This is a genomic window from Paenibacillus sp. FW104-T2 (assembly GCF_058789975.1).
The window spans coordinates 215,212-241,066 of sequence record NZ_JBYTCE010000009.1 but is presented as its reverse complement, the minus strand read 5'-3'; the positions used below and the strand labels follow the sequence as shown (position 1 = coordinate 241,066).

The window sequence follows — 25,855 nt, the reverse complement described above, 5'->3', positions numbered from 1 at the left end:
ATAATACATAATAAGTACTATATATATTTATTGAAATAAATAAGGAGTGCGAAACGAATGGAATTGCTGCAGCTCAAATATTTTCAAACCGTTGCCTATACCGAACATATCTCCAAAGCAGCTCAACAACTGAATATTGCTCAGCCCTCCTTAAGCCTGACGATCAAAAGATTAGAGGATGAGCTTGGTACAACCTTGTTTGATCGAAAAGGAAGAAACATTCAATTAAATTCGTCAGGGAAAATTCTGTTGAAGCATGTTAATCGGATTTTCACCGAAATTGAAAATGCACAACTGGAGATCCAATCGGAAGAACAACACGTTTCTAACATCATTCGAATTTCGATTACGAATCCAAGATTCCTTACCGGGCTAATTAGCGAATATATTAATAGCAACCCGCAAACTCAGATTCATCAAGGCATTGGAACGAAGAGCGAAATCATCACAAGCTTGCAAAAAGGGGACATCGATGTAGGAATAACAGGTCATCCGATCCAGGATGAGGAGATTGAGAGTTGTGTGCTGGTTAATGAGGATATTGTTCTTGTTGTACCTTCCCATCATCCGTACGCTGGAAAGACAAACATCTCGTTACATCTTTTTGCAAACGAACCCTTCATATCTCTTGCCGATAATGTGGAGTACAGCAACTTTACCACCATGCTCTGCGGGAAAGCAGGCTTCGTACCCAATCAGGCCTTTGAAGTGGATTCACACACACTGCTTGAAATCATCAAGCTTGATCAGGGAGTTGCTTTGTTACCTGTTTCCGTATGTAGAAAACTGGGGTTGCACTATATAAAAATTTTTGATGATTCAGCGATCTACCCGATTAGTTTATCCTGGACGAAACAAAAAACATTGTCTCCTTCGGTTCAACATTTTCGCGATTTTATCTCTATGTATTATGAATTGAATGCTGACCTCTTTACGGTGGTTAAGAACAGAAAGAATTCATGACAAAAAGGCAGCGGGATTCACCCGGCTGCCTTCTTCATTTTTACCCATCTTCCATTAGTGATGATTTAATCAGCTACGGCTGTCTGCACCGGGCCAAGATTGGTCAGGCTGACACCAGACAACGTAATTGTGGTGTTACCGTCTTCGTCACCTGTAATATTCCCCATATCAAATACGATACGGCTGTTTGCATAGCTTGGTTCGGTTGTATCGAATGTGAAGGTGTACTCTTGTTCTTCCGTGGATAAGCTCACTTGCTGCCCATAAAATCCATGCCACGCGTATCCAGCGGGAACATCCACCCAGCCGATACCCACCCCCATTTTGCGCGCTTTATCCGCTTTGGCCTTGAACGTCAGCTTATACTTGGTTCCCTGCTGCATTGCAAAACCTTCATTAATAACCTGCCGGTCCCACGGATTCGTTCCCGCCTGACCGATTACAGCTTGCAGCTGCTGATTCTCAACATGAATCGCAAGGTCAGATTCAACACCGGCTGCATATTTGAACCAGCCTTCACTTCCTTTGGCAAAGTCCCCATTCGGGATCAGATTGACGTGTACCGGCTGTCCCCCCTGATCCGCACCCGGGTTCACCTCGAACAACATCACATTTTGAATGGATACACTGTGCTCTTCCGCTAGCGGTCTGCCAAGACCAAAGTTCAGTAAGGCCGCCGCATCCGCTGTTTCTCCCATTGTAAATGTGAAGGTGTAAGGCTGCTTAATTTCAGTCAGATCTACGTTTTCATCCATATACTTGGCTTCGCCGCCATTACCTTGCAAGACCACAGCCTGTATTGATTTAGGTGCAGAGGCTGAAGCTTCAAAGCTCAGACGATAGGTCTTGTCAGCCTCAAGAGCAATCGAACCCTGCTGGAAAAACGAATCCCACTCATCGTCGGTTGCAGCCGGCAACGTAATATTAATTCCATGGTCTTTCCCATACGTAGCCGAGAGCACGTCGGGAATTAGAGTCCAATCCGTTCCATCTGCGGTCAGTTCGCCATTCCTTACTTTATTCTGTGAAACGTCCAACCAACGTGTATTATATTCGTTCCCTTCAAAATTGACATAATATGATGTTCCGGCTTTCAGTGAAACTGCTGGCAGATATACCGTCTTATAGGATTGCCATCCCCCCGTATCTCCAAGCAGAAGTTCGGAGCTTGCAACCGTTGTGCCTTGTTCATCCTGCACACTGAATCGAACTTTTGAATCGGCTTTGGCACTTGCCATCCTTGTGGAGAATGCATATACGCCATCATTTGCTGTATCGATTTTGAATTGCAGCAGATCACCTTCGTCCATGTAGCTGACATGTTTGCCGCCTTCATCGGAATTTTCGAGCTGCAGACCTTCCATCATCCATGCATCCGTGGCAGGAATATGAGTGTAGCCTTGAATTGTTACCGGCTTACCTCGTTTGGTCAGCTTCACATTGTCGATGTAGACCTTCCCTTCGGAACTGCCGAATAAAAGCTTCAGTTCGGCTGTTACCGTTGATGCTGTCGTTGCGTTCTGTCCGATCACAATTTCACCCGAATAATTCTTGAGTTCCTGACCAAGTTGGATCTGCTGTCCTTGATTCACCTGCACATCATGACCTTCTGCGGTAGACAAATCCAAATCCATCGTACGTGGCGAATCCGCCTTTGCATCAAAAGAGAATCCGTAGGTAGTGCCCGCTTCCAGCTTCATTCCCGGCTGTACCACAGCCACCTGATCAGAATGGCCGTTCGTTCGTAGAACGTCGACCACGAGCTGCCGTTCCATGATCGGGAACTTCAGGAAGTTGTTCACGGTAATCTGCGCTTCAGCATCAGACTTAACCTGTTTGGACCAGAAGCCGAGGCGATCCTTCCCTTGATCAAATGTGCCATTAAAGACATAATTTCCATCCGGCAGTGCTTTGCGTTCCACCGGAAGAGAGTCGGCTTCACCGATATCTGTCAACCGCACATTGGTCACCGTAACTTCACCTTCATTCAATCCCAGATTGAATTCAAACCTTGCATTGTTGTCTGCCCCATTCCGCATGTTGAAGGTGTATTCATACGGTTGCCAATCTGTAGTTAATGAGAAGCTCTTATCGTCGGAGTAATTTGTCCAGCTTTTTTCAAACTGCGTTACTTTCGAACGAATGACACGATCAGCAGATGCCTTGGCATCGAACTGCACTTTGTATTTTCTGTTTTTCTTCATATACATCGGCATTTGTGTCAGTTGTACGGAATAACTTTCGGTTCCGGCTTGTGAGATCGTTACTTTCGCTGCCTTGCCCTTCTGCACATCATCAATAACCTCTACCTTACCAGCCCCGCCTGCATTCGTGAGGAAATTCCATTCGTTCGGCACACCATCTACATTCACACCTTCAGAAAAGCGATCATTGTAGATCTGGTTTCCATCCGCTTGCGGTTCCCGCTGCCATTCAGGTTCGATCGGATTAGAAGTTACGTCCGGCCATTCGCTCAGTTTCTTGTACTCGTAAACCCGAACGAAATCAACATTCATCTTCTCAGAGACAAAATCACTTTCCGGCGATCCCGGCCAGTCTCCCCCAACGGCAAGATTGAGAATTAAATAGAACGGACGATCAAATGGAGCAGGAAAGGTGTAACTCTCCGGCTGTCGCGCTGCTGTCGTCTCCCAGTTATTCACCTGATGATGCAGTTTGCCGTCAACGTAGAAACGAATCATGCCAGGCAGCCATTCCACCTGAAAATCATGATAATCATCTGCAAACGATTCACCTTGCGGCAAGGTAAACTTGCCTTGATCATGCCCGTGAGAACCATCTGGTTTTGGGGAATCGTAATGGATCGTACTGTATACTTCATGATCTTTGTTTGTACCGCCAATCAACTCCATAATGTCGATCTCCCCGGAAGCTGGCCATCCTCCGTAATGTGCTTCATCTGTAGGCATCATCCAGATTGCAGGCCACATGCCCTGCTGCGCGGGCAATTTCGCTCGTACGACCACTTTTCCGTACGTCCAATCGCCCTTCTCTTTCGTAATCAGTTTACCAGAAGTATAATTTTTGCTGCCTTTCTGCTCCCGCTTTGCTTCAATCTGCAATACATTGCGGTTGCCATCCTTAACTATACGTGTGTTATTCGGGCTGTAATATTGCAACTCATTGTTGTACACAAGCTCCGTATCCTGAACGGTCCATTTGGATGCATCCACGGAAGGTGCATTGAATTCATCATTCCAGACCATTTCCCAATGCTCATCCGGAATCGTCGTTGCAGGAATCGGTTTTTCACCTGAAGGATTGCCCGGTACGGATGGTGTCGTTCCGCCTGAATTGGAAGAGCCGCCCCCACCTGTACTAGAATTATTGCCACCGTTAGAAGTACCTGGTGCAGCAGCGTTTGGTTGCTCGGACTGTCCTGTCCCAGGCGTAGTGCTATCCTTGTATTGTCCTGGTGCAACCGCTTTCCCATTAAGCAATACGTTGTCTGCATCTACGTCCAGCAGATTGATTTTACCTGTGCTGTCAATCATGGTATTACGGGCTTTGCTGCTTACTTTTAATGTATTAATCGTACTCTCGGCAGACAACTCAACTGTAGCCTTTTGTTCAATAAACAAGTTTTCAATTTGAGTTGTCCCTGTGATCTTCACATGTACCGGACTGGTGTTTTTGTCTACCACAACTCGATTTAGTTTGGAGTTATGAATATCGATTGAGTGGTTTCCTCCGCCCTTCACGATTACACTTCCAGTGACCGTTACCCCGTCGAGCTTCACTGTACCTTCTCCAATGGCTTCTGTAAGGAGCAAGTTGCCGTTAACTGTTGTATTTTTCAGTGTCACATCGGTTGAGCGGACAATCAGATTACCTTCTACGTTGGATTCATAGGTGCCGGGTTTGCTTTGAATATCTGCTATCAACGTAGACACGATGGTAGCAGCTTCTGCTCTCGTAATGTTGGATTCAGGTGCAAGATTTCCGTTGTATCCGTTTACAATTTTATTGTTTATAAAGTAGTTCATTGCATTCCTAGCATAATCAGCTACATCTTTGTCGTCTTTAAACGCAGAACCGAGCGATTTATTCTCACATCCTGTCGATAACTGAAACGCACGATCTGCCATCACGACAGCATCCTGCCGGGTAATCGGAAGCTGGGGGGACAGATGTGTTGCATCAGTTCCCTGAATAATGCCAGATCCACTTGCTCGTATGATCGCATCATAATACCAGTCTTTTTCACTAATGTCTGTGTATGACGCCGCGCCGGGGCCTCCAGCGAATCCGAACACCCGATCGAGCATTACAACAAATTCGGCACGGCTGATACGTTCACTCGGTCTGAATGTGCCGTCCGTATAACCTTTAGTGAGCGCCATATCCTGCATACGCATCACTGCATTTTCAGCCCAATGTCCCTGCAAATCTTTGTACGGTGCCCGAAGCAGGCTTGACGCCTGCTCCTGCTCCGTTACCGTTTGCTGCTTCATCTGTTCTGCCCCGACTACGGCCGGAGCTGCCAGTGAAACGATCATGCTTCCTGCTACAAGACAAGCCAACCCTTTTTTCACTCATATTCCTCCCTAGAATGTGTGGTCAATTGCAGGGCAGTACTACTCTTTTACTGCCCCAATGACGATACCTTTAACGAAAAAGCGTTGTAAGAATGGATATATGACCAAAATCGGCAATGCCCCGATGAAAATCTGTGCTGCACGAACCGTACGCTGGGAAACATTCTCCAGCATGGATGGGTCCACGTTGATTTTACTGAGGTCTTGCTGCACGATAATGGTTTGTAGCAAGGAAGCCAGTGGGTAATTTTTGACATCGGACATATAGATCATGCCGTCGAACCAAGAGTTCCACTGACCTACCATGGTAAACAATGACAAGGTTGCAATCGCAGGCATGGATAGCGGTACATATACCAGTGCCAGCGTTTTAATGTGACCTGCTCCATCCAGATAAGCTGCTTCCTCCAGCTCTTTAGGCAGACCACGGAAGAAGTTCATCATCAGAATAACATTCCACACGGACAGTGCACCTGGAAGCACCAGTGCCCAGATCGTATCCATCAGTCCTAGTTTCTGGACCAAGATATAACTCGGAATTAGACCTCCGCTGAACAAAATCGTAAATACAAAGAACCAGGTGTAGATCGAGCGGCCTTTGAAATTGAGATCTTCTTTCGACAGCGGGAATGCGGTAAGTAACATAATCACCATACCGATCACGGTAGCAATGACGGTTCGTTTAACCGAAACCAGCAAGGAATTAATGAAATTTGAATTGCCGAACGTTTTGACATATGCATCTGTCGTAAAGCCAATCGGCCAGAAGCCGACAAGATTGGCTGAGGCCGGTGCCATGCTGCTGAACGAAACGGCCAAAATATGAATAATAGGCAGAATGCAAAGCAGAGATAGTACGCCCAGAAAAATATAATTCGCAACGCTGAATATTCGATAGCCTTTTGTTTTGTAATACAAGCCCTTTTCTCCTCTCTACTAGAACACGCGGTAATTCGCCAATTTGTAAGCCATGCGATATGAGATAACGATCAGAATGGTTGCCACGACCGATTTGAACAATCCTACAGCCGTTGCGAAGCTCATTTTGCCATTCAAGATACCAAGACGGTATACGAAGGTATCGATGATATCACCTTTGTCATAAACGAGCGGATTGTACAGATTGAACACCTGATCAAACCCTGCATTCAAAATGTTTCCGATGGAGAGTGTCATGAGTACAATCGTGATCGGCATCAGGGCTGGAATCGTAATGTGCAGTGTTTGTTTGAACCGGTTTGCACCGTCCACTTCAGCAGCTTCGTACAGTGCCGGGTTAATACCGGACAGAGAAGCCAGAAATACAATCGTGCCAAAGCCAAATTCTTTCCACACATCACTAACAATCAGTGTTATCCGAAACCAAGTTCCATCCCCCAGGAAAAAGATCGGATCTCCGCCTAGTGCAACGACCAGTTTGTTCACCATACCGCCCTGCGGCGAAAGAATATCAAGCAATATTCCGCCCAGGATAACCCATGACAGAAAGTGCGGCAGATATACCAATGTTTGACTGACCCTTTTAAAAGCAGATAAACGAACTTCGTTCAACAAAATCGCAAACAGGAATGGAGCAATTAAACCTGCGATTATTTTGAAAAATGCAATGACCAGTGTGTTCCAGATGACCTGGCCTACGTCCGGGTATAAGAATAAATACTTGAAATTATCCCAACCTACCCATTTGGATTCGGTAAATCCAAGGTATGGTTTAAAATCCTGGAAAGCAATCACAATCCCGCCCATTGGTATGTACTGAAATACAATTGCCAGCAAAACCGCTGGTACGAGCATCAAATGCAAGGACCAATTCCGTTGCATGTTCCAGCGCTGTCTCGCCTTGATGGCACGCCCCTTGCGAGGCGTTTCTAACGTATGTTCCTTCACCCCTACATCCCCCATGTTCTAAAAATTTGTATTTTACAAGTGCATATGAACTTGTATATTAAAATTATAGCAACGGTTATTAGCAATCTATATCCTAATATTGCAACAACGATATCAATATTTTAATGAGTTGAGGGAGGCCCAGCATTGTTCGCACGTCTGAACGTCTTCACCAAAATTACACTGTTATTTGTAGCACTGCTTGTCCTGGTTTTGTTCCTGTACACCTATTCAAACCGGGAAAGTGTACGGGTGATCGAACACGAAATTCAGAACAATACCATGAATCATTTGTCCACTTTTGCTGACTCTGTAGAATCTAATATTTACCAATTATCTCTCTACGGAATGTCTATTGGACAAGATTCGAGTATTCAGGAATATCAGCGGCCGGATTACAAAGATGTGCCTTATGAACGTGTCAAAGTTGGAAGTGCCATTCTTGAAAAAATGAATCTGTATAATGCAGCCAGCAAATGGCATTCCACTATCACCCTTTATTTTCCAAGGTTGCAAAAAGTCATTTCCACGGATTATTATGCTTATATCCCGTATGCGGAGGATGAATTTTCCAAGCCGCTTTCGAAATCATGGGCATATAAGCAGAATCAATTTGTGTGGTACACGACCGATCCAACGACAGCGATCGACACTCCTGGGAAGTCAAGACTGATTACCAAGATCAGCTTTCCAGTGAATCATCTGACCAGCATGCTGGATCAGAACAAATTGAATAACAAAGGTGACCCTTTTATGTTCCATCCCGAGTTTGGCTTAATTAGCAACACTAGTGGGAATGGCACATTGACTGCGATTCAGTCCAAGCTGAAAGAGATGACTTTGCAAGGAAAAGGCGGATTCACCACGACGCTTGACCGTACAGAATACTATGTCTCGTACATACATTCAGACAGTCTGGGATGGTACTATGTAGACTACGTGCCTATGCAGCAAATTTTAGGGCCGATCACAAATAGTCGTAATCTCTTCTACGCTTCCATAGCCGTTTTGATTGCTATGAGTGTTGTGGTGTTGTATGTGCTGTATCGAAGTGTGCAGCTTCCATTGCTTCAACTCGTAAAGGGAACGAACCGTTTGTCGACTGGAGATTTCTCCGTTCGTCTGCATCATTCGTCACGTAATGAATTCAGTTTATTGTTTGCACGATTTAACATCATGGCGCAGCGAATTCAGGAGTTGATTGAGAACGTGTACGAAGAACAACTCCGAAGACGTGAAGCCACTTTGAAGCAGTTGCAATCACAGATTAACCCGCATTTCCTATACAACTGCCTCTTCTACATCAAAAATATGGCAAGGATGAAAAATGAGAAAGCCGTTGTGGCGATGGCGCTTAATTTAGGTGAGTATTATCGGTACATCACAAGATCCGAGAATGATCAGGCCACCATCAAAGAAGAGTTGAACATGGTGAAAAATTACCTAGAAATCCAGGCACTCCGGCTGGAACGCATGCATTTTACCATCGATGTACCGGACGATATGCTTCATAAAACGTTACCACGTTTAAGCTTACAACCTATCGTTGAGAACGCTATCATTCATGGCATTGAACCTCGTACTGAAGACGGTCATATCAACATAACAGGTTATCATAAGGATGAAATGTGTACGATTACCGTCGAGGACAGCGGGCTGGGTATGACCGAGAATCAGATGCAAGAGTTGGTCGACAATCTTAACAAACCGCTCGATGGCAACATGGGATGCGGAACTTGGAATGTTCATCAGCGTTTGTCTTTTTTGTATGGTGAAGATGCGGGTCTAAGTTATGAGCATACGCCTGGCGGAGGCGTTAAGGTAAGCATTACATGGTACAACAATATCAATGAGTAGGTGAAGTACATGTTACAAATGTTGTTAGTTGATGATGAACGTTCCGTTGTAGAAACGCTGGCGGAAACCATTCCGTGGGAAAGCTGTGGAATCGGTACTGTACACGAAGCCTTGTCAGGTGCCGTAGCACTGGAAATTATGGAGAATCATGATATTGATATCGTAATCACTGATATTCGCATGCCGGAGATGTCCGGTATTGAGTTAATCACAGCAATTCACGAAAAATGGTCGCATGTGCAGACGATTTTACTCTCGGGCTTTGCTGACTTCGAATACGCCAAACAAGCGATGGCTCAGGAAAGCTTTGATTATTTGCTGAAGCCTGTAAGTGATGAGGATCTAATCGAAACCGTACAGCGGCTTGTTGACCGGATCAAACAAAAATGGGAAGCGGCGGCCTCCTATCAACGTGCCTTACATGCATTCCAGGATAACTTGCCTTTATTGCAATCTACAATGCTCCATGAATTGCTGACAGGCAAAACCTATTCTCCCTCAACGCTCGCAGACAAGCTCGAATTGCTAAATCTGCCCTATTCGGTTGGTGAGGAGCTGGGCATGCTTGTCATTCGGATGGAAGAGCATCTATCCGAGATGGCTGACCATGATCTTTCGCTGATGCAATATGCCATTAGCAACATTATCAGCGAGGTGACGCAGCAGCATTTTCATATGTGGCATACGCGGGATGTCCATGACTATCTGGTTGTGCTGGTTAGTGTCAAAAAAGGCGGCACACCAAGTGTGAGCAAAGAGGAAAAACCTCAAGTGCTGCTGGAGCATTACGCTGCCCAAATTCAGACAAACGTTCAGTTATATTTAAAAGGGGCTATTTCCATTGCAGTCTCTCACTGGGGCAAATTCCCTAATGAGATTGGTGAAATTTATGAGAGTGCTGTCAGATCCATGCGGAAGCGTATGGGACATGCGCAGGGTTTGTTCATCACGGCTTCAGACGATAAGGATGTACACCCCCTTCCTGCCATCCGTTCTCTGTACAAGCCTCCAACCCTCATCAGTCTTCTGGAAGCTGGCCGCTTTGACGATGTGGAACAGAAGATTGAGGTCATTTTCGAGGAATTGCTCGAATCCGCGCAGCATCATGATATCGCGGAAACGACGATTGAGGTGTATCATGCCTTGGCTGGGGCCTTTGCTTATATCATCCACAAGAACGGAAAACAGATCTCTTCTGTTCTGCCTGCCGAAACGTACAAATACTTCCAGGCTCCAAGCTATGCTACCGCCCAGCAGTTGAAAGACTGGTCAATCCGTACACTTCATTCCATCAGTGAAGACGCAGAACAGGAGCTGAAGGACAATCACAGCACCATCGTTCGCAGTGTCAAAAGCTTTGTGGACCTGCATCTGGCTTCCGATGTATCTTTACCGGCTATTGCCGAACATGTCCACCTGCACCCTGTGTATCTATCCAAGGTATATAAGGCGGAGACAGGAGAAGCGCTGACAGCCTATGTCTATCGGTTACGGATGGAAAAAGCAGCTTATTATTTGCGATCCTCAAGCGCCAAGGTATTCGAAATTGCGGAGCTTGTCGGCTACAACAACACGGCGTATTTTATTCGGGTATTTAAAAAGTTTTACGATCTGACACCGCAGGAATATAGAGAGAATCTGCCGGTTTGAAGCAAAAAGGCCTCGCTGGAATGATTTCCAGCAAGGCCTTTTCTTTGTACTTTTCCACCTGCTTTAGCAGCTTGGTTAGGACGAAATAACGGATAAGATTTAATTACTTGGCTCGTACTTACTTTCCGCTCGTAACGGATTGGTACCACTCATTAACTTCCTTCGTATTTTGATCTCCACCTGAAGACTTCCACTTCTCTACAAACGTATCAAAAGCATCGATCGGAGCTTTACCATAGATGATTTGCGAGAACAGGTCCTTCTCCATTTTGGTTAAGATGTCGTTGTTCATTTGCATCGACATCGTTGGTGCACCTGTGAACATCTGTTTTAAAGCGATATCTTTTTGATCCTGAACAATCTTGGCCGCTTCCACCATTGGTACCGGTACACCGGACTTAAGTTTTTTCTCGAAAGGTGTTGTGGCTTCTTCACCGTTAGCAAACTTCGCAAGCGTAGCCATGTTCAGACTTGGGATACGTGCACCATCAAACGTTAATGTGTATTTCTCAGGTGCATAACCGCCTGTCACACTAGCATCCGTTGTTACTTTGCCGTCTTTCATTGCCCAGTCATATCCTTCAGCGAAGCCATTTTCGAATTCATCACCTGCTTTTGGATTAGCATAGTGATCAAATAGATAGTTTTGATATGTGAAAAAGACTTCTGGGTTTTTCATATCTTTGTTAATCAGAATTACACCGTTGTCGTTCGCGGTACCTCGTCTGCCTGCCTTTCCATCAGGTCCAGATGGGATCGGGTAAGCTTTGTACTCCGCTTCCGGATGGTTTTTCTTCACATCTTCAAGCGGCCATGACGGCATCCAGTGAGGGCCCACAACAATTCCGGCTTTACCTGCTGTAAACTCTTCTGCTGCTTTGGTTTCATCATATACCCCAGCCTCTTCTGGAATATATCCTTTTTTCATCCAGTCAGCCAGTGTTGCCAAAGCTTGTTTTGCTCCTGGATTTACAGAACCGTACTCCAGCTTGCCTTCTGCGTTCAGATTCCACTGGTTTGGCATCGTGCCGTAGGCTCCGAAGACCCAACCAGCATCAGACATCCATGTGCTGAGCCAGTTTTTGAATCCGATGGTCAGACCGTAGGTGTCTTTTTTACCATTGCCATCCGGGTCTTTATTCGTAAACGTTTCCATAATCGCTTCAAGATCAGCCAGTGTTTCAGGTGCTTTCAAATTAAACTTCTTCATCCAATCCTCGCGAATCCACATCACTGGATCACTATTGTAGGAGTAATCCAGAATCGGAATACCAATCCGTTTACCATCCTGCATGTACGGATACCATACGGAAGGATCTTCATTCACGGCAGCTTTCCAGGTATCACTTGCATATTGATCAAACAATTCACCAGCATCAACGAACTTGCCCGTTTCAATCAGCTCACGTGCCAGATTGAAGTCGCCGCGATATGAGATGATGTCCGGCATTTCTGCATTGGAAGCCAGCGACAGGCGAAGCTTCGTTTCAAACGCATTGTTGGTCGATGGTGATACCCACTGATTTTTTAGTTCAATGCCGAGCTTGTCTTTTGCCCATTTGGTGTGCACGTTATTGTCCTGATCTTCACCAGATTTGAATTTGATTTCGGGTCCCCAGGGACGTAAATAAGTAAGTGTTACGGGTGGATCATACTTCCCGTCCTTCAATTCCAGTGCAGTACTCGGTGTGCTCGGTGCAGCCTCTTTGCTTGCTCCACTGTTACATCCGCTAAGAACTGCTGTAAGCGCCAACATTCCTGCCAAAGCCAAACCGCCAATCTTTCTTTTCTTGATTGTTTTCAACTTGTGAGTCCCCCTGTATGTAGTGATGTTGTCTACAGAGTCCATCATAATGAATGAACCATATGAATGCCCATACTAATATTGCAACATTTATTGTATTAATTTAGGATATTAAAAAGTGAATACGGATGTTGTATTAGTACAACGTCTTACTCTTATCTCTCTTGTTTATCAGGGTGACCGAAAGGTTCCAGCAAGGTTTATATCTGCTTGGCATCCTATGGTTGGCCTAACGGTTCGATAAACTGCTCGGGTGATCAATTGTTATTGGTATCGCTGCTGTTACTCATACTCATGGTTTTCCGTCCACTGTATGTCGAGTTCATTTCATTTCCACCCTTTTCCCTCATCATCTTACGTTACGATTGTTCTGTAAAGGTTGAAAATGATCATAAAAAAACAGTGGATTGCGGAAGTAAATCCGCTCCTCTGTTTCTTGCAGTTTATGGCACTAGTTGGACCTGATCGTGAGTTTCTGTTAATTACTCGTATATTTCACCCAATCATACTCAGCATGCAATGGATTAGCACCATTATAAGACCCGAGCCAGCTATCCACACCCGTTCCATTCCAGATATTCATCATAATTTTACCTGGTGTTTTCGGAATATTGGTTGTAGCTGTATGTTTCAGCACGCCATCGACGTACCACTTAATGTGACCTGGTTGCCAATCAAACGCATACGTATGGAATCCCTGGGACGCATCGAAGCCCAGATTTACGATCTTCTCATGATTTCCAACGCCGTTTGTATAATAATTGAATTGTACTTTCGTTGTGTCTTTGCCAAGGAACTCGATATCAATCTCATCCCATTGTGTGCCATCAGAAGGACCGGTATAGGTGAAAAAAGAGGATACAATTCCTGTATTTTTAGCAGGCTTCATACTTACTTCATAGAGACCATAGCCGTAAGTATTCGTTGACCGATATTCTCCACAATCAAACTTGTTGTATGAAGGACTTGTCAGACTCAAGCGCAGCTTGCCATCATTCGTAAAATTAGCATTATTCGCCCGCCACGTGCAGTTGAACATGGAACCGTTGGAATACCCATCTGCCTTCTGCCAGGTACTTGCATTGTGATACGTCAGCGGTTCCCAAAACACCCACCCAGCAAAAGCGCTTACCGAAATAAATAATGAAACCACTCCAGATACCATTAATGTGAACCAAGTCTTCCTCTTCATCAATACACCTCCATTTCGTATTCCAACCGTGTAAACAATTTTCTGAAACTACCTTCGCTCCTAGATTCAACAGCCGTGCTTGATTTAATCAGTTATAAAAGCGCTTACATTGGTTGGTATTTCCATTTTATATGGTCCATAATGGGTGAACTATAGCAAAGTTTAAAGAAAACATATTCATTTTTTAAGATCGTTCTTCCTTTTTCAGTTGTCATGTATAAAAGCCCATTTTTAAAGAATGGGCCTCGTTATTTACTACGTACGACTCGTAATCCCTGATCGGGACCAATGCCATTCGCATCGAATTTTCCTGGATAGGAAATCTCTGCTGTATTTACACTACTGACCCAGCCCCCACCCTTGCTGACTCTCCAGGTGTTGTCCGGGGTCTCCGGATGGCTGTGCCATTCCCAGCACCATTCTCTAACATTACCAGACATATCATAGATACCAAGTTCATTGGCCTTCTGCTGACCTACTGGCTTGGTTTGATTCCGATTGTTTTCAATGGCTGGCCAGTTCCAGTCTCCTGTTAACGGCTTTTCACCGGCATTCATCCAGTACCACGCCACTTCGTCTGGATTGTTGCCTCCGCTATAAGTAAAATTCTCACTCTTTTGTCCGCCACTTGCGGCATATTCCCATTCTTCTGCCGTTGGCAGACGATATCCATTCGCATCTTCATTGATGGTTACAGTCCATTTAACATTATCATTTTCATTCTTATTATTCGGATCCAGCGTTTCTTTATCAATAGTGTAATACGGTTTAAGGTTTTCCTTCATGCTGCGTGCATTACAGTACTCGATCGCATCATACCAACTCACCCTTTCAACGGGCCGTTCTTCCCCTTTAAAACCAGAGGGATTGTCCCCCATAACGTCAGCCCATTGTTTCTGGGTCACTTCATATTTGCCGATATAAAAGTCAGACAGTATGATGTCTTTGCCACTATAATTGCTTTTACTGCTCTTGAATGCCCCACCCTCTACCAATACAAGATCATCACTCACGGTAGTACTGCTGCCTGTCGAACAAGCACTTAATCCAACAAAAGCTGCGATGAGCAGAAATATCATCCACTTTCTCATCTGTAGGTCTCCTTTAAAACGGGAATGGAGAGCAAGACAGATCCATAGACCTGCCTTGCCTAAGTTTTAGACTAGCCGATTGAAAAGAGAGCGCTTACCAAACGGTCACATTCGAGCTACCGCTACTTTGATATCCTTCGGTCGCCATCACTTGATAGGACCAGCTGTTACCCAAGTACATGCCTTTGCTCGCCCACGCATTTACGTGATTCTGGAACGTAATTTGGGAGTTTACACCGATTGGACGTTTGGATTGTCTAACACTCCAGTATTGCGGGAATGTTGAATACCCATCAATGGACGGCTGATTGTATCTCATCGTAGTATAGATGTCATATGTGCCGCCATCACTGTTTACTGTGCCTTTGTATGTTCCGGTTGGCCGGTATGTTCCCCAGTTGTCCACCACGTAGTATTCAATAAGTGCATTCCGTGTCCACCCGTAAAACGTCAAATATCCGTTGCCGGATGGAGAGAATACACCCGCATTGTAATTCACTACACGATTAGGTGTACCGTAAGTCCACCCTTTACCGACAACAAAGTTCCCCGTGTTCTGCCAGTTTACACTGTAGTTTCCTCCCGAACCGTTCACGGCATTAACAGTACCCCCGCCATCTGTCCAGTTCTGCCAGTAATCTGTAGCACCTGTCGTAGCGGCGAATACACCAAAACTCATGGAAGCGGCAAGGACAACAGTCAACAATTTTTTTCCGAATTTAAACATGGTAAAAACCTCCTGATATTTGGATTAGGTTTTGAATAATTCGGTACTTTTTCCGGGTAGACACTGGAGTTGGAGTTGAATTGGTATTTATTTGAATAGACGTTTGGAAAACAGATACAAATCATTTTTCCACACTGGCCAGTCATGACCTCCGCTCTCTTCAAACCAGATGTGCGGTACGCCCTGCTGTTCCAAATATTGATGTACGTCAACGCTAATTTGGATAAGGTTATCCTGATCACCACAGGAGATCCAAAGGAGCGACAAAAGCGAGATTGCTTCCTGCGGATTAGGAAGGAGCAGCTCTGGCGCTTTGGTGTTTGGAGCGGGAGAGAAGGCACCGACCCAAGCGAAATGGTTGAGATTGCCCAGCCCTATGTTTAAGGACTGGCCTCCGCCCATGGATAAGCCGGCAATTGCCCTATTATCCCTGGTTGTACTTGCGGGATAGTTGGATTCAATATAAGGAATAAGGTCATGAATCAAGTCGGATTCAAATCGTTCAAAGGCTTGTATTTTCTCCGGGTCAAATAGATCACCCTCGGCTCGATCGTTGGGCATGGCGCGACCGTTGGGCAAAACAACTATCATAGGCTCAAGCAGGTTATCGTTGTACAGATTGTCCAAGATGATCTGCGGGCTACCATGCTGCTGCCATTCCATCTCATCTCCACCGATCCCGTGAAGCAGATAAAGTACAGGGTATGTGTTTTCGGAAGAAAATCCTGGAGGTGTGTACACCAGTGCTTTCCGTGTATTCCCAACCGTAGTGGAATCATACTCTATCGTCTCTATTGCTCCGCGAGGTATATCATTGCGGTATTGGTCAAATCCAGCCGGTGCTGAAGATATCATGTACAGTACTCCCTTCATAGGTGCATTTAGCTATTGGATTAATCTCCGGCTTTTGTTTTGTTAACTGACATAGCCAAAACCAAGAATCGTGAAGTGTTTATTCTCGTGCCCTTCTGCCATTTCGATCTCGATAGTATGCTCGCTGACGTGCTTATCTTGAATCAGGAGCATGGCATGACAGCGTGTCCAATTTACTTCATGCGGATTGGCTTGTTTGGTGAGAACACCATCCACTTTGATCCGGGCTGTTCCAAACTCGTCGCTTCCAGAGTCTTTGAAGATTAAAAGAAGACATCTGCAGCGCATTTGCAGCTTGAACTTTTGCGTTTCGGCCCTCTCATCGCGGGTATACATCCAATTGTGCGGGAAGAGCGGCGTAGCATAATCGTGATCATCCATCTCGGCCATCTGCAGGTCGGTATCCGTCTGCGCGAAGCAACCCGGATCGATTTTGGGAAGCTGATTGCCATTTTTCCGATCCAGCAGTTTCACGTGCACGAAATCGTCCCCAATCAGAGGCGGCCTTCTCAGATCATGATCTTCCTGGTCCAGTTCGGCATGATTCACTGCATCAAACAGGTGACCCAGTGCATCGGCCATGATCTGATGTCCCAGGTTGGTCGGATGATATATATCATGAAAATATTGCTCTTTGGTTACGACGTTACCTTCTTGCTTGGTCTTGTGGAATTGCTCGACAAGAGCATCCTTCATGCTCACCATGGGCAGATTGTAATGCCAGCCCACCGGAGCTAGACGATCCTGTAGATTCCAGTCATTCTCAAAGACACTGAACAAAAGGATGACGGCAGGCTTGTTATCTGCAGCAAGCGCTTTCAATATTAAACTTTCGTAACAGTTCCCTCGGGTTTCATCGTCCGCATCATTAACTGCAAACTCAATGACGACGATATCCGGTTGAATTTGACCATCTCCAAGCACATCACGATCATAGCGTATCATTCCCAGTTCGGAAGGCGTTCCGCCTACTCCGGCTTTAACCAGTTGAATGGAACGACTGTCTGATGGAGCAAACATCGCCTTGAACCGCTCATACGATCGATAGGCGTAACTACGGAGATGAATAGGAATTGCGCCAGCGCCGTGGGTGATAGAACCACCGATATAAGCCATAACAACAGGTTCACCCTGTCCAGCCTTCTGAATCGCCCGTTTTAATCTGGCATTGTGACCTTTGTTCAAAAGAGATTGGCTAATCATGTTGTGATATTCAGGGGAGCAGTAATCGAACGTTGCCTCGTTATTCGTCTCCTTCACTCCAACGGGATCGCGCGGTGCAGTTATCCCTTGGTGAATATCTGCTTCTGGTGTATCTCCTGCATCGCGAACCATGTTTACCACCATCCTTTCTTCGATCATAAAGTTCATGTCATTTGAAGGAATCCAAACGGGTAAAACTTTATGCTTGGTGGGTCCTTCCTCACGAGTTTAACACTTACATAATTTTACAGATACCCGATAAAGTATAGGACTTGCAGCAATCATATCATTTCATTTTGGTCATGATAATCGGAAAAAGGAAAGAACTAAGATTTCCAATGTAAACGCTTTAATTTATACACATTTACCGTGATATAATGGGTTTAACGTTTGCATTAAAAGGAGGAAAACCCATGAATATCACCGGTCAAGGCGCCTATGATACCAATACATATATCAATCTCTTTCACAAGTTTGGTTATGATGAACAGGAAATAAACGCACGGCTGGAGGAGTCGTGGAACGAGCTGTTTTATGGAGAAGAGAATACGCGAATCTATTACCCGATGGGTCAGGACAAAGGCTATTTACTCGACACCGGTAATAACGATGTTCGCTCCGAAGGCATGTCTTATGGCATGATGATGGCTGTGCAGATGGACAAAAAAGAAGAATTCGATCGGCTTTGGAATTATTCCCATACGTTCATGCAGCATGCTGAAGGTCGATACAAGGATTATTTTGCCTGGCACTGCAAACCGGATGGAACCCGCTTATCTCAAGGACCTGCACCTGATGGTGAGGAGTTTTTCGCCATGGCTCTGTTCTTTGCTTCTAACCGCTGGGGTGATGGGGATGCCCCTTTTAACTATAAGGAACAAGCCAGAAAAATCCTCCGCGCATGCATTCATCAAGGTGAAAATGGCGAGGGAGATCCCATGTGGGACCCGGAAACCAAGCTGATCAAATTTGTACCGGAATCACCATTCAGTGATCCATCCTACCATCTCCCCCATTTCTATGAGTTGTTTGCATTATATGCGGATGAAGACGATCAAGCCTTCTGGAGAGATGCAGCGGCGGCAAGTCGAGCTTATCTGCATACCGCCTGTCATCCTGTAACCGGGCTTTCGCCTGAATATGCGAACTATGACGGATCACCCGCTCCTGTTCAGCCGCATGGTGATTTTAGACACTTTTACAGCGATGCTTACCGGGTTGCCGCGAATATAGCTCTGGACTGGGAATGGTTCCGCCAGGATCCCTGGCAGGTGGAGCAGTCCAATCGAATTCATTCCTTCTTCAGCAGCATTGATGTCGCCGAATATCGCAGATATACCATTGAGGGTGAACCGTTCGATGAACCTTCCTTGCATCCGATCGGTCTGCTCGCTACCAACGCCATGGCCTCACTGGCTGCAGATGGTCCACATGTGGAACATTTCGTACGCCTCTTTTGGAACACCCCCCTGCGCCAGGGTCAGCGCCGCTATTATGATAACTGTCTGTATTTTTTCAGCTTGCTGGCTTTAAGCGGCAGATATCGGATATATTAATCACTCTACAATGAGTCATCGTACAAACGAGTTCATAAGCATCACAGCGCATTGCACAGACTGAAATCTCAACGTAAAGAGGACCTTTCCGGCAATAACAGCCGTGAAGGTCCTCTTGTTCAATAATGTTAATTGCTAACCGCGATAAATTTCCATTGTTGATTCGTTGCACCCGTGTACGTATTCTGCTGCAACTTGGCACCATCGGATGTGGAAGCGTTTTCCACTTCAATCGCTTTGTTGCTGTTCACGTTAATGATACTCCAATATCCATTCCCCAGATCGTTGACTTTGAAATGCTGTGCGGTCGTGTTCAGATTGCTCATGAGCTGAACCGCTTCACCGTTCGTGAGAGTACCGTTGCGAATATCAATCACTTTGTCCGGTGAGTTCACGCTGGTTAGGGTATAGCTGCCACCACCGATGGAGGTCAGAACCCACTTCTGAGGATTGCCGCCCAGATCGCTCCATTGCTGAAGCTGAAGATTGTTTTGATTTTGCCCCCCAGGAACGTCAATGACCTTATTGGAATGTCTGGCCACAATTTTGTAGGTTGCACCTGACACTAGCCCGGTTGTGGGTCCACCACCATTTCCGCTACCTGGATACGATTGAGCACGTTCATGGTACCAGTTGAACAGGAATCGTCCCATGGCACTTCGTGAAGCATCGCCATCCCATTTCAGTCCAGCCGTTGGATCGGCAAAAGAGCTGCGCTGCCCCGGCTCAAGAATGAAGCCGTTCATGTGAGCCGCAATACTAACGTTTCCAGCCGCGTTGAAGATGGTTTTGGTATTGGTACCGAAACCTTCGTTGCTGCCATTAAACAGGTTCCAATAGGCCGAATCACCAGGCTTGTTTTTAAACCAGGTTACTTCCGTGATATTGATCGGATACTTGTCTGCAGCTGCTTTCACATTGGTATTCCACTGATCTTGCAATATGGAGAAGTTATCGTACGCGCCGTAACCCGGATACCAGTGAACCGCATATCCGTAGTTGTTCAGGGGATCCGTCAGTGGATGGCTTGCCGTCAGACTGTAGAACTGGTTATACCCCAGACCTGCAGCCCAGATTACGTTATCGGCACCCTGGTTACGAATCGTGGAGATGATGGAGTTCTGGAAATTGCGCAGATCATTCCAGTGATCCACAAAGTCATTCTCCCCGTTGTATCCGCCCCAATGTCCATTCGCATACGATTTCACTGGCTCGTTAATGAGCTCAAAGTGAACGTTATCGGCACTTTTAATCTCGGGACGAGACGCAAGATATCCCCAGATTTGATTAAATTTCTGCAGGTTGGAAGCGGTGGTTGCCTGGTCATCCTTCAACGTAAAGTCGAGTCCCAGGACGACATACACGCCTTTGGTTTTGGCATATTGAATGTACGGGATAATGACGTTCTGCGTAACGGTTTGCACACCGGCAAAATTATATGTACCCGCCGCCACATCACCCATATCCTCACGATCAATGAACAGACGTACCTGATTCATGTTCCATCCATGATTGCTGCCGTATTTCGGACTTGTGTCCGCAAATGTATCGGTAATGTCCTTCAGGTAAGCCAGGGTAGCCGCATGACGATTGTTGCCGTGAAGATTAAGATAATAATTGCTGTTCTGATACGTCCAGTAGGCACCTGAAGGTTGATGCCAACCGTTCAGAAGCACAGGCTGATTGTTGCTGTTCACCAGATTCTTGCCACTTACGTGAAGCTTGCCCATAGGCATGCCAACCCACGCCTCTGCGCGGCTTCCTCCCCATGGAGCAATCGTAATCAGTAAAGCCAATACGAGTAAAAGTTTACAAGACATCCACATCTTTTTCACTTTATATCCTCCTGTCATGATCGATTGCTTTTCCTCAATGCAATATCCGATGATTGCAGCAAAATCTACGAGTAGACTAAGCTTCAGTTGGCGCACGCTTCCGCAACCCGTTCCATACGTTCAGGCGCAAGACTCCTCCTCCTCCTCTCTTCAGATCGTATCGATCTGTTTCGGATCTTTCTTCACGGTTAAGCCTAACGTTTTAGCCAACGATTCCTGTACGTTCTACACTCTCCACGAAATAACGCTGCACGAAGAGATAGATGACAATCAAAGGCAGAATGGCGAGCAATATTCCCGTATCCTGAATCATGCTTAGATAAAAAGGATCCGCCTTAGAGGCTCCATCACTTACTTGTTGGGCCAGATTATATGGAAGCGAAGACAGTTGGGTCGACATGACCTTACTTGAAGTCAGATACGTAGTCGTGTAGAAGCTATCATTCCACTGCCATACAAAGGAAAACAGCATCACGGTCACCATGGATGGAATTGCATTCGGGAGCATAATTCGGGCAAAGGTCCGCCCAATGCCTGCCCCGTCCACATATGCAGCCTCTTCCACTTCCTTCGGAATGCCGCGGAAGAACTGACGAAAGATGAAAATATACAACCCGGCTTTAAGCGAATTGGCCGTAATGGCGGTCAGAATGAACGGCCAGTAGGTATTCAGCAGGTTCACCGGTTTGCCGGTAATCAGTGTCATCAAGCCCATCAGGTCGAAGCTTTTCAGATTCAGATACACCGGAATCAAAATCGTCGTGGGTGGAACGAGAATCGTGAGAATCACGCCTGCGAACAGCAAATTGCTCCCCTTGAACTTCAACCGGGCGAAACCATACCCTGCAAGGGCACAGGACGCTGTCGTTAACAGTGTTGTTGTCGCTGACAGCGCGAAGGTATTGAACAGCGTCGCCCAGTAATCCATAACCCGGATAGCCTGCTGAAAGTTATCGATCGAGAAATTCTGGGGGATCCATACCACCACTGCAGAATACAGGTCACCCTTATCTTTGATGGACGTTGAGATTTTCTGAAATATTGGAAAGAGGATAACAAAGGAAAGTCCAGTAATCAGTACGAACCGAATCACGGACCAGAGCCAGCCTTTCCAGTGTTCCAGCGATAATAATCGAGAAGTCGTCACGCTGAACGTCCTCCTTTCTAATCTTGATAGAAGACTCGTTTCGAGAAAATAATGGATACAATCACGAGAATGATGGCAATCGCCAGAAAATACACCCATGCCATCGCCGAGCTGAGGCCAAAGTCGAATTTCACGAATCCGGTATCCCGGATCAGTTCAGTCATGGCGTTATTGGCAAACGAGTCGATAATGGTGTAGATCGCATTGACAAAGATCAGCGGACTGACCATCGGGAATGTAATCTTCCAGAATGCTTCGTACCCGGTAGCACCTTCCATTTTGGATGCCTCATAGAGCTGAGGCGAAATGGTCTGGATGCCAGCCAAAAAGATCAAAATCTGCACGCCCGACTGGCTGACAATCTGATAAATCCGATCAACGGCACTGCTCAGATACGTTACGATCCATTCGCTCACCCCGGCATCCAACATCAGATTTTCGAGCTCAAATGTACCTAGTGCGCTTCCTCCAGTACTGTTCTGGTTAACAGCATCAATCAAGCTGGTGCTCTCCAGTGACATGATGACACCGGATGCCAAAATAACGGGCAAGAAGAATATGGAACGTGCCACTGCCCGGCCTCTGAACTTCTGGTTCAGAATGACGGCGAGAAACAGGCTAAATATGACAATAAGAGGCACATTGACAAGCACATCGGTAATCGACTCGATCAACGCTCGGTTAAAACTGGTATTGACGGTGAGTGCCTGAATATAATTGGCGACCCCGGTGAATTGAATGGCAATGCCTTCCGCATTGGCCTGAATCGTGCTCATGCTGTAACGCAGCGACGCGAGCAGCGGGATGAAGAAAAATAATACGAATCCAACCAGCCATGGAAGCACGTAGATGACGCCCCACATGGCTTTCTGCTGAGCGTACGTACGACTTCCCGATTTCCATTTCAGGATTGTCTTCAGAGCTGCTCACCACCAGTCACATAACCTTGGGCTTCCACGGATTGGCCCTCAACCTCTACAGGAAAATCATTATAATTCACGATCACGAAGCCACCGCCATCATAGGTTGTTCGGTACACACCTTCCGCCAATGCTTCATGCGACTGCATGAAACGCCCGGCAAATGGAAGATTGGTCTGATTGACCTCGTTGTACATCTCGGCAGCCAGATCCACCCACTGCTTGTAATTTGCCGCGTACAGATCGTCATAATCGGTCTGTTTGACTACATGATTAGGTGCATTAAACCAGGCAAAGTACGGACTTGCACCGTATTCGATCAGCTTTAGCACATATTGTCTCGGGTTCGTATACGTCGAAAGATTGTATGGAGATCCCGTGTAACTAATATTTCCATGAACCACCAATTGAAAGAATGGAATCTCCTCATCCTCCAGTTTGAACTGGCTGCTGTTCATTGGCGCATCCGTCAGTCCGGTAACATACGGCAGCGCGTAGCCATTTCCACCTTCGGCCACAACGGAGCCTGCCTGCTGTTTGATCTGTTCGAGGGCTTTGGTGACCACGCCCAACGCTTCCGTTCGATCCAGCTGCTTCTTGGGATTCATGTCGCTGTTCAGCTGTTCAGCCAGATCCTTCAGGCTCAGTGAATGCGCTTGCTCTTCTTTTGAAATCGACTTCATCTCATCCAGCATCTCTGTTGTAACCTGATCCAGCTTGTTGGGCGAAAGTACATAGGATGGTGACCTATCCCGATCACGGCGCTGTAAGGCTTGATTCATCGGATACACGACAGCCGGTTCCTGGGTTAACGTTCGTGAAGCCTCTCTATTCGGTTTGAATCCTTTCTTCGACTGCACATTCAGCAGAGCCACATCCGGATAAAATGCGATACCCGCTTCCCGTGCGTAATCACTAAAGTCACGCATACCTTTCTTGCCGCCAATGGCTCCGTCCACCGAAATGGAATCCGGCAGCCGATGGTGCAGTCCATCATTGAACCATCCGGCGTAGCGAACCTGAATGTTGGATACATTTTTCTCCGTCAGCGTGGACAGAATCTGCTTGGCTTCCTCAAAGGTCGTAAGCGCCTCTGTCGAATCATAAGGAATCCCCAGCATATGCTGCCTGGTTGTCATCCCGCCGAACAATTTCAGATAAAATGGAATGCCGGCCTGTTCTTTACCCGCTTGCTGCTCGGGCAGTCCGCCGGTATGTAACAGGTAATTCCGATAGAGTTCGGCCAGCCCCGAATAGGAAGCCTTCTCCCCGCCGACAAAGGCGTAACGGACAACAAAGTCTGACGCTGTCGGTTTTTTCTGGAATTTGGGAAGTGTTCGCACCATGTCACTTGCCTGAAGCGTTACATCGCTCTTATTCATGACATAGAAGCTTGGATATACGTTGTTATAGCTGTTCAGCTTGCCGCTGATATCCGCATTCACCGTTGCCACAGCGTCCCCTTCCTCGATAATGCCAAGGAAAGCTCCCTCTTTGCGAATTAGACCAAAGACTGGCAACCGGGCTTTGGCTTCCGCCGATCCGGCTTCCCGCAGCTTCATCGTCAAATCCGGGCCATAAATATCTTGTTGATACCCTGGATATTGGAGCTTCCCATTGTTAAAATGGATCAGTGCTCCCGAGCCGTCCGGTACAAATATCGCCCCCTCTTCTTTCATCCCTCCGGCTCCGAAATATTCCAGTACGGAAATGGTGTTGATCGGATATTCTTCCGGAAAATGAATGCCGGATGCTGGAACACGCACCAGCAGATTCTCTCCATCCAATTCATATTCCAAAGTCATCATGAAGAGCCGCGGTCCACTGCGCTCCTGATCAATCCCGTGTTCGGCATGATCCTGTGCCAGGTCTTCTTCCGTATAACCAGCCGTGTCAAATGCCTTCAGGGCACGGGACAACTGGAGTCCCTGCAGGGCCTTGTCAATTCGAACATAGACTCCCTCATCTTTATCTTCGGTATACCCGATCTTCAAGGCGCGTTCTCCTGCCTTGTCGAGCTGTGCTAACAACTTTTGCTCAAATCGTTCCTTGCTGATTTTGACCGGCAAATCTTCAATTGAGCGCTCGGTGCTCCCGAATTGATAGTGAACCCGGACCCCGCTTGGCATAGCCTCGTAGCTAACCTGCTTGTGACCGATACTATCCGTATAAGAATTCACCGTACTGCTCTGACCCTGGCTGTTGAAAAAGCTAAGTCTGGCCTGGGATGACAGAAGATCTTTGTTAATCCCGGCCGCTATCCCGTCCTGCTCTCGATCTGCCGGATTGCTGCGCCAGATCTGTCCGCTCTTTCTGTCCAGGACAGCAATCTCTGCCGTCTTTTCATCGATAAACAGCTGCAAGGCTTCATTCCTGGCAATACCAATCATGCCTTGTAGGCGAGGATCGCTGAAAGAAGATTTCAGTTGTTCTCCGGGAGGCAGGGAGGGAAGATCGGCCTGATCTACAGCTGCTGCTGCCTCACGAGCTTGCGGTGATAGCGAGAACTGGCAGCCACTTAGAAGCAGACTGCCAATCAGCAGCATTCCGGTTATTTTTTTTGCTACAGCATATTTCACTGGATGTCCTCC

At 46.4% G+C, this 25,855-nt stretch carries 17 protein-coding genes; 4 read left to right on the top strand and 13 right to left on the bottom strand.

The window, feature by feature from the left end; genetic code table 11:
* Positions 1–57 precede the first annotated feature (57 nt).
* Positions 58–963, top strand: coding sequence for a LysR family transcriptional regulator (locus tag AC3WQ3_RS14065; RefSeq protein WP_492472570.1), 906 nt, complete (start codon positions 58–60; stop codon positions 961–963).
* A gap of 65 nt (positions 964–1,028) precedes the next feature.
* Here the strand turns inward: AC3WQ3_RS14065 and AC3WQ3_RS14060 are convergent, their stop codons facing one another.
* Genes AC3WQ3_RS14060 through AC3WQ3_RS14050 form a run of 3 tightly spaced genes read right to left on the bottom strand, consistent with a single transcriptional unit; the run spans position 1,029 to position 7,409 of the window.
* Positions 1,029–5,519: a carbohydrate binding domain-containing protein gene (locus AC3WQ3_RS14060; RefSeq protein WP_492472569.1), complete on the bottom strand. Its 4,491-nt coding sequence runs from the start codon at positions 5,517–5,519 to the stop codon at positions 1,029–1,031.
* 42 nt (positions 5,520–5,561) lie between these two features.
* On the bottom strand, positions 5,562–6,440 hold the full coding sequence (locus AC3WQ3_RS14055) for a carbohydrate ABC transporter permease (RefSeq protein ID WP_127536859.1): 879 nt from the start codon (positions 6,438–6,440) through the stop codon (positions 5,562–5,564).
* A gap of 18 nt (positions 6,441–6,458) precedes the next feature.
* On the bottom strand, positions 6,459–7,409 hold the full coding sequence (locus AC3WQ3_RS14050; protein WP_371859924.1) for an ABC transporter permease: 951 nt from the start codon (positions 7,407–7,409) through the stop codon (positions 6,459–6,461).
* Between the two features lie 147 nt (positions 7,410–7,556).
* On the opposite strand from AC3WQ3_RS14050, the gene AC3WQ3_RS14045 reads away from it, so the two are divergent.
* Positions 7,557–9,266 carry a sensor histidine kinase gene (locus AC3WQ3_RS14045; RefSeq protein ID WP_336781849.1) on the top strand — a complete coding sequence of 570 codons (1,710 nt, stop codon included), beginning with the start codon at positions 7,557–7,559 and terminating at the stop codon, positions 9,264–9,266.
* Positions 9,267–9,275: 9 nt separating this feature from the next.
* Complete coding sequence (locus AC3WQ3_RS14040) at positions 9,276–10,916, top strand: response regulator (protein WP_492472568.1); 1,641 nt, start codon at positions 9,276–9,278, stop codon at positions 10,914–10,916.
* Between the two features lie 118 nt (positions 10,917–11,034).
* On the opposite strand, the gene AC3WQ3_RS14035 is transcribed toward AC3WQ3_RS14040, so the two are convergent.
* The 6 genes from AC3WQ3_RS14035 to AC3WQ3_RS14010 form a co-directional block, all read right to left on the bottom strand.
* On the bottom strand, positions 11,035–12,672 hold the full coding sequence (locus AC3WQ3_RS14035; protein ID WP_492472574.1) for an extracellular solute-binding protein: 1,638 nt from the start codon (positions 12,670–12,672) through the stop codon (positions 11,035–11,037).
* Positions 12,673–13,198: 526 nt separating this feature from the next.
* Positions 13,199–13,912 (bottom strand): beta-glucanase, encoded by a 714-nt coding sequence (gene bglS / locus AC3WQ3_RS14030; RefSeq protein WP_154893941.1) that lies wholly within the window; start codon positions 13,910–13,912, stop codon positions 13,199–13,201.
* A gap of 248 nt (positions 13,913–14,160) precedes the next feature.
* The gene (locus AC3WQ3_RS14025; protein WP_154893940.1) at positions 14,161–15,003 is read right to left on the bottom strand and encodes a formylglycine-generating enzyme family protein; all 843 of its coding nucleotides are present in this window, start codon (positions 15,001–15,003) and stop codon (positions 14,161–14,163) included.
* A gap of 94 nt (positions 15,004–15,097) precedes the next feature.
* On the bottom strand, positions 15,098–15,730 hold the full coding sequence (locus AC3WQ3_RS14020; RefSeq protein ID WP_336781852.1) for a glycoside hydrolase family 11 protein: 633 nt from the start codon (positions 15,728–15,730) through the stop codon (positions 15,098–15,100).
* A gap of 87 nt (positions 15,731–15,817) precedes the next feature.
* Positions 15,818–16,585, bottom strand: a complete 768-nt coding sequence (locus tag AC3WQ3_RS14015) for an alpha/beta hydrolase (protein ID WP_492472567.1) — start codon at positions 16,583–16,585, stop codon at positions 15,818–15,820.
* A 60-nt stretch (positions 16,586–16,645) separates the two neighbouring features.
* The gene (locus tag AC3WQ3_RS14010) at positions 16,646–17,938 is read right to left on the bottom strand and encodes an SGNH/GDSL hydrolase family protein (protein ID WP_492472566.1); all 1,293 of its coding nucleotides are present in this window, start codon (positions 17,936–17,938) and stop codon (positions 16,646–16,648) included.
* A gap of 281 nt (positions 17,939–18,219) precedes the next feature.
* On the opposite strand from AC3WQ3_RS14010, the gene AC3WQ3_RS14005 reads away from it, so the two are divergent.
* The gene (locus tag AC3WQ3_RS14005; RefSeq protein WP_492472565.1) at positions 18,220–19,362 is read left to right on the top strand and encodes a family 8 glycosyl hydrolase; all 1,143 of its coding nucleotides are present in this window, start codon (positions 18,220–18,222) and stop codon (positions 19,360–19,362) included.
* 128 nt (positions 19,363–19,490) lie between these two features.
* Here AC3WQ3_RS14005 and AC3WQ3_RS14000 read toward each other — a convergent pair whose 3' ends face one another.
* The 4 genes from AC3WQ3_RS14000 to AC3WQ3_RS13985 all read right to left on the bottom strand — a co-directional run bounded on the left by AC3WQ3_RS14000 (position 19,491) and on the right by AC3WQ3_RS13985 (position 25,843).
* On the bottom strand, positions 19,491–21,188 hold the full coding sequence (locus AC3WQ3_RS14000; RefSeq protein WP_239299211.1) for an RICIN domain-containing protein: 1,698 nt from the start codon (positions 21,186–21,188) through the stop codon (positions 19,491–19,493).
* 211 nt (positions 21,189–21,399) lie between these two features.
* Complete coding sequence (locus AC3WQ3_RS13995) at positions 21,400–22,344, bottom strand: carbohydrate ABC transporter permease (protein ID WP_110823077.1); 945 nt, start codon at positions 22,342–22,344, stop codon at positions 21,400–21,402.
* A 17-nt stretch (positions 22,345–22,361) separates the two neighbouring features.
* Entirely contained in the window at positions 22,362–23,207 is an 846-nt protein-coding gene (locus AC3WQ3_RS13990) for a carbohydrate ABC transporter permease (protein WP_095357516.1), read from the bottom strand.
* A gap of 53 nt (positions 23,208–23,260) precedes the next feature.
* Positions 23,261–25,843 (bottom strand): DUF5696 domain-containing protein, encoded by a 2,583-nt coding sequence (locus AC3WQ3_RS13985; protein ID WP_492472564.1) that lies wholly within the window; start codon positions 25,841–25,843, stop codon positions 23,261–23,263.
* Between the last annotated feature and the right edge of the window lie 12 nt (positions 25,844–25,855).

Bases quoted from the DNA above. Each gene is read 5' to 3' on its own strand.
- AC3WQ3_RS14065 (WP_492472570.1), top strand. From the start codon at position 58: ATGGAATTGCTGCAGCTCAAATATTTTCAAACCGTTGCCTATACCGAA.
- AC3WQ3_RS14040 (WP_492472568.1), top strand. From the start codon at position 9,276: ATGTTACAAATGTTGTTAGTTGATGATGAACGTTCCGTTGTAGAAACG.
- AC3WQ3_RS14035 (WP_492472574.1), bottom strand. From the start codon at position 12,672: ATGTTGGCGCTTACAGCAGTTCTTAGCGGATGTAACAGTGGAGCAAGC.
- bglS (WP_154893941.1), bottom strand. From the start codon at position 13,912: ATGAAGAGGAAGACTTGGTTCACATTAATGGTATCTGGAGTGGTTTCA.
- AC3WQ3_RS14025 (WP_154893940.1), bottom strand. From the start codon at position 15,003: ATGAGAAAGTGGATGATATTTCTGCTCATCGCAGCTTTTGTTGGATTA.
- AC3WQ3_RS14020 (WP_336781852.1), bottom strand. From the start codon at position 15,730: ATGTTTAAATTCGGAAAAAAATTGTTGACTGTTGTCCTTGCCGCTTCC.
- AC3WQ3_RS14015 (WP_492472567.1), bottom strand. From the start codon at position 16,585: ATGATATCTTCAGCACCGGCTGGATTTGACCAATACCGCAATGATATA.
- AC3WQ3_RS14010 (WP_492472566.1), bottom strand. From the start codon at position 17,938: ATGGTTCGCGATGCAGGAGATACACCAGAAGCAGATATTCACCAAGGG.
- AC3WQ3_RS14005 (WP_492472565.1), top strand. From the start codon at position 18,220: ATGAATATCACCGGTCAAGGCGCCTATGATACCAATACATATATCAAT.
- AC3WQ3_RS14000 (WP_239299211.1), bottom strand. From the start codon at position 21,188: ATGTGGATGTCTTGTAAACTTTTACTCGTATTGGCTTTACTGATTACG.
- AC3WQ3_RS13990 (WP_095357516.1), bottom strand. From the start codon at position 23,207: ATGTGGGGCGTCATCTACGTGCTTCCATGGCTGGTTGGATTCGTATTA.